This is a genomic window from Flagellimonas abyssi, from assembly GCF_019457905.1.
In the GTDB taxonomy this organism is placed as follows: domain Bacteria; phylum Bacteroidota; class Bacteroidia; order Flavobacteriales; family Flavobacteriaceae; genus Flagellimonas; species Flagellimonas abyssi.
Genome location: NZ_JAHZSV010000046.1, coordinates 1 through 4,676 on the forward strand (window position 1 = coordinate 1; position 4,676 = coordinate 4,676).

General features: G+C 43.8%; 4 protein-coding genes. All 4 read left to right on the top strand.

All coding sequences use genetic code 11. The annotated features are described in order from the left end of the window. Window positions 1-396: 396 nt before the first annotated feature. A complete protein-coding gene (locus tag K1F36_RS18315) occupies window positions 397-1,119 on the top strand; it encodes an ISL3 family transposase (protein WP_258539142.1) in 723 nt (240 codons plus the stop codon). Continuing rightward, entirely contained in the window at window positions 1,068-1,997 is a 930-nt protein-coding gene (locus K1F36_RS18320; RefSeq protein WP_313790086.1) for a helix-turn-helix domain-containing protein, read from the top strand. The genes K1F36_RS18315 and K1F36_RS18320 overlap by 52 nt, the downstream gene beginning before the upstream one ends. A 389-nt stretch (window positions 1,998-2,386) precedes the next feature. After that, entirely contained in the window at window positions 2,387-3,472 is a 1,086-nt protein-coding gene (locus K1F36_RS18325; protein ID WP_237688922.1) for a sensor histidine kinase, read from the top strand. 5 nt (window positions 3,473-3,477) lie between these two features. Beyond that, window positions 3,478-4,676 (top strand): sigma-54-dependent transcriptional regulator (locus tag K1F36_RS18330; protein ID WP_220115084.1); only part of this gene is annotated, 1,199 nt, incomplete at its 3' end.

Sequence of the window (4,676 nt, forward strand, 5' to 3'; positions counted from 1 at the left end):
GCATTCATTTTTCACTTATTAACAGTGTTCACGAAAACGTGTACAAAACGTATATATGAACAAATATAGGTTGTTTATTCGAATAAAAACAAATTGGGTCGAATGGCCAATATATATCGCCATTAACGGATAAATTAAACTGCCTAATACCTGTCTTTAAACTTTTGTGATGTAAAGAGTTGATGGTGATTTGCCCTGCTCACTTTCATCAGCTATAGATGGTTCAGTTTGCCGGTTCTTCGTCATATTTGGGGAAATCCATGCATTGGGGATTTAGATTTAATCTATTGACATTCAGTTGTTTAAATACATTTATCCTTTGTTTTATAGGGCGATATCCAATATCTTTAAGTAGCTAATAAACAACTACTTATGACCGTAAAGCAACTGATCGGCATGCCTGGGCCAATTGTAAATAACATTGATTGCTCCCATTCCCTGTTTAAAATATATGCTACAATAAAAGCCAAACGGGCAAAGTGTCCCGTTTGTGAAAAACACAGCAATAAAATCCATGATCGTTATACCAGAACGATATCAGACCTCCCGGTATTTCAAAACAAGACCACTATCTTCCTAAAAACACGCAAATTTAAATGTCAGAACCCTCAATGTGACCGAAAAGTATTTTCAGAACGGACACCATATATTTTGAGGTATTCGAGAAGAACACGAAGGGTATCAAGGATATTGGATTCCCTGTCGATCGAACTGACCGGTAAAATGGGCAGTACCCTGTCGGAACAACTACTGATCTCGGTCAGCAAATCGACCATTGCACGAATGGCCCACGAACAACAACTGCCCCAAATAGCCCAACCAAAGGTACTTGGCGTTGATGATTTTGCATATCGAAAAGGGATAAGTTATGGAACCGTTCTCGTTGATATGGAGACGTCAAGGCCCATTGATATTTTACCTTCGAGGGAGGGCAAAGAGCTAAAAAAGTGGTTGTCAAAATATCCCGGCGTGAAGATTGTCACCAGGGACAGGGCCAGTTCATATTCTTCTGCCATTGATGAGGTCTGTCCGACCTATCGGATGCCTTGGACAGGTATTTCAAAAGTGTGGACCCAAAAATCCAAAAGCTCATCAAGGATAAAAGCAATGAACTTTTGAAAAAGTCCGATGGTCAAATTACCGGCGATGCGAAGGAAAAAACAACGGGCCCATTATCAAAGGTCCAAAAAAGAACGGACCTAAAAGTAACGGACCGAAGGCAGGATGTTTTCAACAAGGTCAAGGAACTGCATGCCAAGGGCATATCCAAACGAAAGATAGCAAGGGATCTGGGCATAGGCCGCAATACGGTCCATTCCTATCTCTCGCTGGAATCATTGCCTCCCAGATCAAACCCAAGATCGACCAATATTGGGCTGTTTTCCCAACACATCGTTGCGCGATCGAACGTTCAGGGATATATGGTGAAAGACATAATGGACGAAATCTATAAATTGGGATACAACGGAAGCAGGACGCAGGCCTATCACAATATAAACATCATAAAGGAAAAACATGGAATATGCACACCTGATCTTGCACAGGTACAAAAGGAGAGAATTCCCTATGTAAAACCCTTGAGCTCAAGGGAGCTCGCCAAATATATCGGTTCCTGTCCGGCTGTTGTCAAGAATCCCGATCAGCGGAGATATCTACAGACCTTATTGGACAATATCCCGGAGCTACTGGTTATTCAAAAATTGGTGCGGATCTTTAAAACTATGCTGACCACGGGAGGTGGCAACATTTACCGATGGATCGAATTCATTAAACGATCAAAATACAAAATGACGGGATCGGCCACTTTTGCCAATGGACTGTCAAGGGATATCAAAGCCGTTAAGAACGCGATTGGAATGCCTTGGGGCAATGGCGCTGTAGAAGGCCACGTTAACCGGATAAAGAGCATTAAAGGACAAATGTATGGCAGGGCTCGCTTTGACCTATTGCGTAAAAAGGTGATATTGTCCAAACCGGTTAATGATCCCCAAATATGACGAAGAACCGTGACAGTGGTATGCTATGTCCGACGTTTCCACCTAAGGGAGGGGTGCGTTTTCTTTGGTAACTTCCGTATTTGGATGGATTACCTACTTACGCATTTTATTCGGGAACTGGGGATCAAAATTGGAATTATGGATGATTTGAACACGGTAAAATAGTTGTATCAGTTCTTTTCTTTCCCGGACAGGTTTGTGCTTTCCCATTTTTTGCACACAAGGTCCTTTCCAGACTTTGGAACTAAAACAGCGAATGTATTGGAATCCAAGTTCTGGGCCACAGGGCAGACATGTTCTTTAGGTAAAAGGACTTTGATGAAATTTTCGTAGCGATGTGATAGCAATTGGAGGGTATGTACCTTTACGGTCAAAACGTTTCAAAAGCCATGAAGAATACAGATCAAAAATTAAAGGAACGGGTAAAAGAGTTGACCTGTCTTTACGAGGTTACCTCTATCATCGTGAATTCCGGATACGACGAACTGTCAACTTCCTTGGAAGCCATTGCCTATTGTCTTAAAAGAGGGTGGCAGTTTCCCGAAGTTGCCGAGGCGGCGGTTTCCATCGGCAACTATCAGGTACGGACCCATGGATTTTCGGAGCCTATGACCTGCCTATCGCGTGACGTCATTGTGTTCAACAAGGTGGAGGGGACCATAGCCATAGGTTATCCAGCTTCGGATTATACACTGAAGGACTTTCTTCCGGAAGAAAGGACCCTGCTCAAAAATGTATGTCTGGCCGTAGGGAACCTAATGGAACGTAAACAGATCCATGATAGCGAAGCGGAAACGAAAAGACAAATGGAACGTAATGATCGTTTGCATATCATGGGAGAGATCACTGCGGGTATAGCCCATGAACTGAATACCCCTTTGGCCAATATTTTGGGGTTTGCCGAATTATTGCTGGATAAAGCTACCGATACGGGGACCAAGGAGGATCTACAAACGATTTTGGACAATGCCATTTTCAGCAGGGAAATTGTCAAAAAACTAATGTTCTTTACCTGTGAAATGCCACAACAGATGGAAGTTGTCGAGCTGAACAAGATCATGGACAGTGTGGTTCGCCTTATGGGGCCCTCCCTTAGGGAAAAACAGTTATCGGTCGTCAAATCCTACGACAACGATGATTTAAGGATCCAGGCCAATACGGTCCAATTGACCCAGGTCATGTTCAACCTTATCATGAACGCGGCGTATTACTCCCCTGAACGCGGAGAGATCAGGGTAGAGCTCCTTGGCGAGAAGCAGAAGATCGTTATCAATATTATCGACCAAGGGGAAGGGATAGCACCTGGCCAGGAAAACAAGGTTTTTGAACCCTTTTATACCACCAAACCGGTCGGGGAGGGCACAGGTCTTGGCCTGAGCGTGGTCCATGGCATTATTAAAAGCTATAAGGGGACCATTAGGCATGGACCCAATAAGCCAAAAGGAACTATTTTTACCTTGGAATTTCCAAAATGATGCCCATGGCCCTGAACAAAGAGAACATTCTTATTGTAGATGATGATATCAAGATCTTGGAACTCTTGGCAAGAAGGCTCAAAGAGTTCAACTACCATGTTTTTAAGGCCATATCGGTTAAAGAAGCCCTGTTTATCCTAAAGGACACCTCCATAGACCTATTGATCACGGACATTCAAATGCCCGAAGTCGATGGTATTCAATTATTGAAGTACGCCAAAGAACATTATCCCAATATGCCAAAATTGGTGGTTACAGGATACCCATCCGTTGGTGGCGCCTTGGAAGTGCTTAAGTCCGGAGCTATGGACTATTTGACCAAGCCCTTTACAAAAGAGGAACTCAAAATGGCCGTGGAAAGAGCGTTGGAAAAAAGACAAGAACATCAAGGAGCTATTATTTCCGTTCCCTCCCCGGTACAACAACCGGCATTCAAGGAAATGGTCGGTGATTCCACCGCTTTTGGTCAGGTACTTACCATTGTGGATAGGGTAAAGGATAACAAGGCAACGGTATTGATACAAGGTGAAAGTGGTACTGGTAAGGAATTGGTGGCCAGGGCCATCCATTATTCGGGAAAGTACAGTAAAGGACCCTTTATCGCAGTGAACTGCGGGGCCATTCCAGAAAATCTTCAAGAGGCGGAATTGTTTGGATATATCAAAGGGGCCTTTACCGGGGCCGACCAAAACCGAAACGGTTTTTTTCAGGCGGCATCGGGAGGCACGCTCTTTTTGGATGAAATAGGGAATGCCTGTTTAGATGTACAGGCCAAATTATTGAGGGCACTTCAGGAAAAGGAAATTACCAAGGTCGGTTCCCGAACTTCTGAAAAAGTCGACCTTCGTGTTGTTGCGGCCACCAATATGGACCTATCGGAAGAGATCAAGAAAAAGAGCTTTCGGGAAGACCTCTATTATCGTTTGACCGTTGTTGAGATCAAGGTACCTCCATTGCGCGAACGAAAATCGGATATTCCACTATTGGTGGATCGATTCCTTCAAAAATACGGTATGGAGTATCGAGATCGTTTATTGGGGATGGATTCCGAAGCCCTGAAAATATTGGAACGTTACTCTTGGCCGGGAAATATAAGGGAACTTGAAAATGTGGTACAACGAGCCGTGATCATGGCGGATGGCCCGATCGGTGTAAAAGACTTACCGGACTTTTTAAAATATGAGATAGAATTTCCCGAGGAGGA

Bases quoted from the DNA above. Each gene is read 5' to 3' on its own strand.
- K1F36_RS18315 (WP_258539142.1), top strand. From the start codon at position 397: ATGCCTGGGCCAATTGTAAATAACATTGATTGCTCCCATTCCCTGTTT.
- K1F36_RS18325 (WP_237688922.1), top strand. From the start codon at position 2,387: ATGAAGAATACAGATCAAAAATTAAAGGAACGGGTAAAAGAGTTGACC.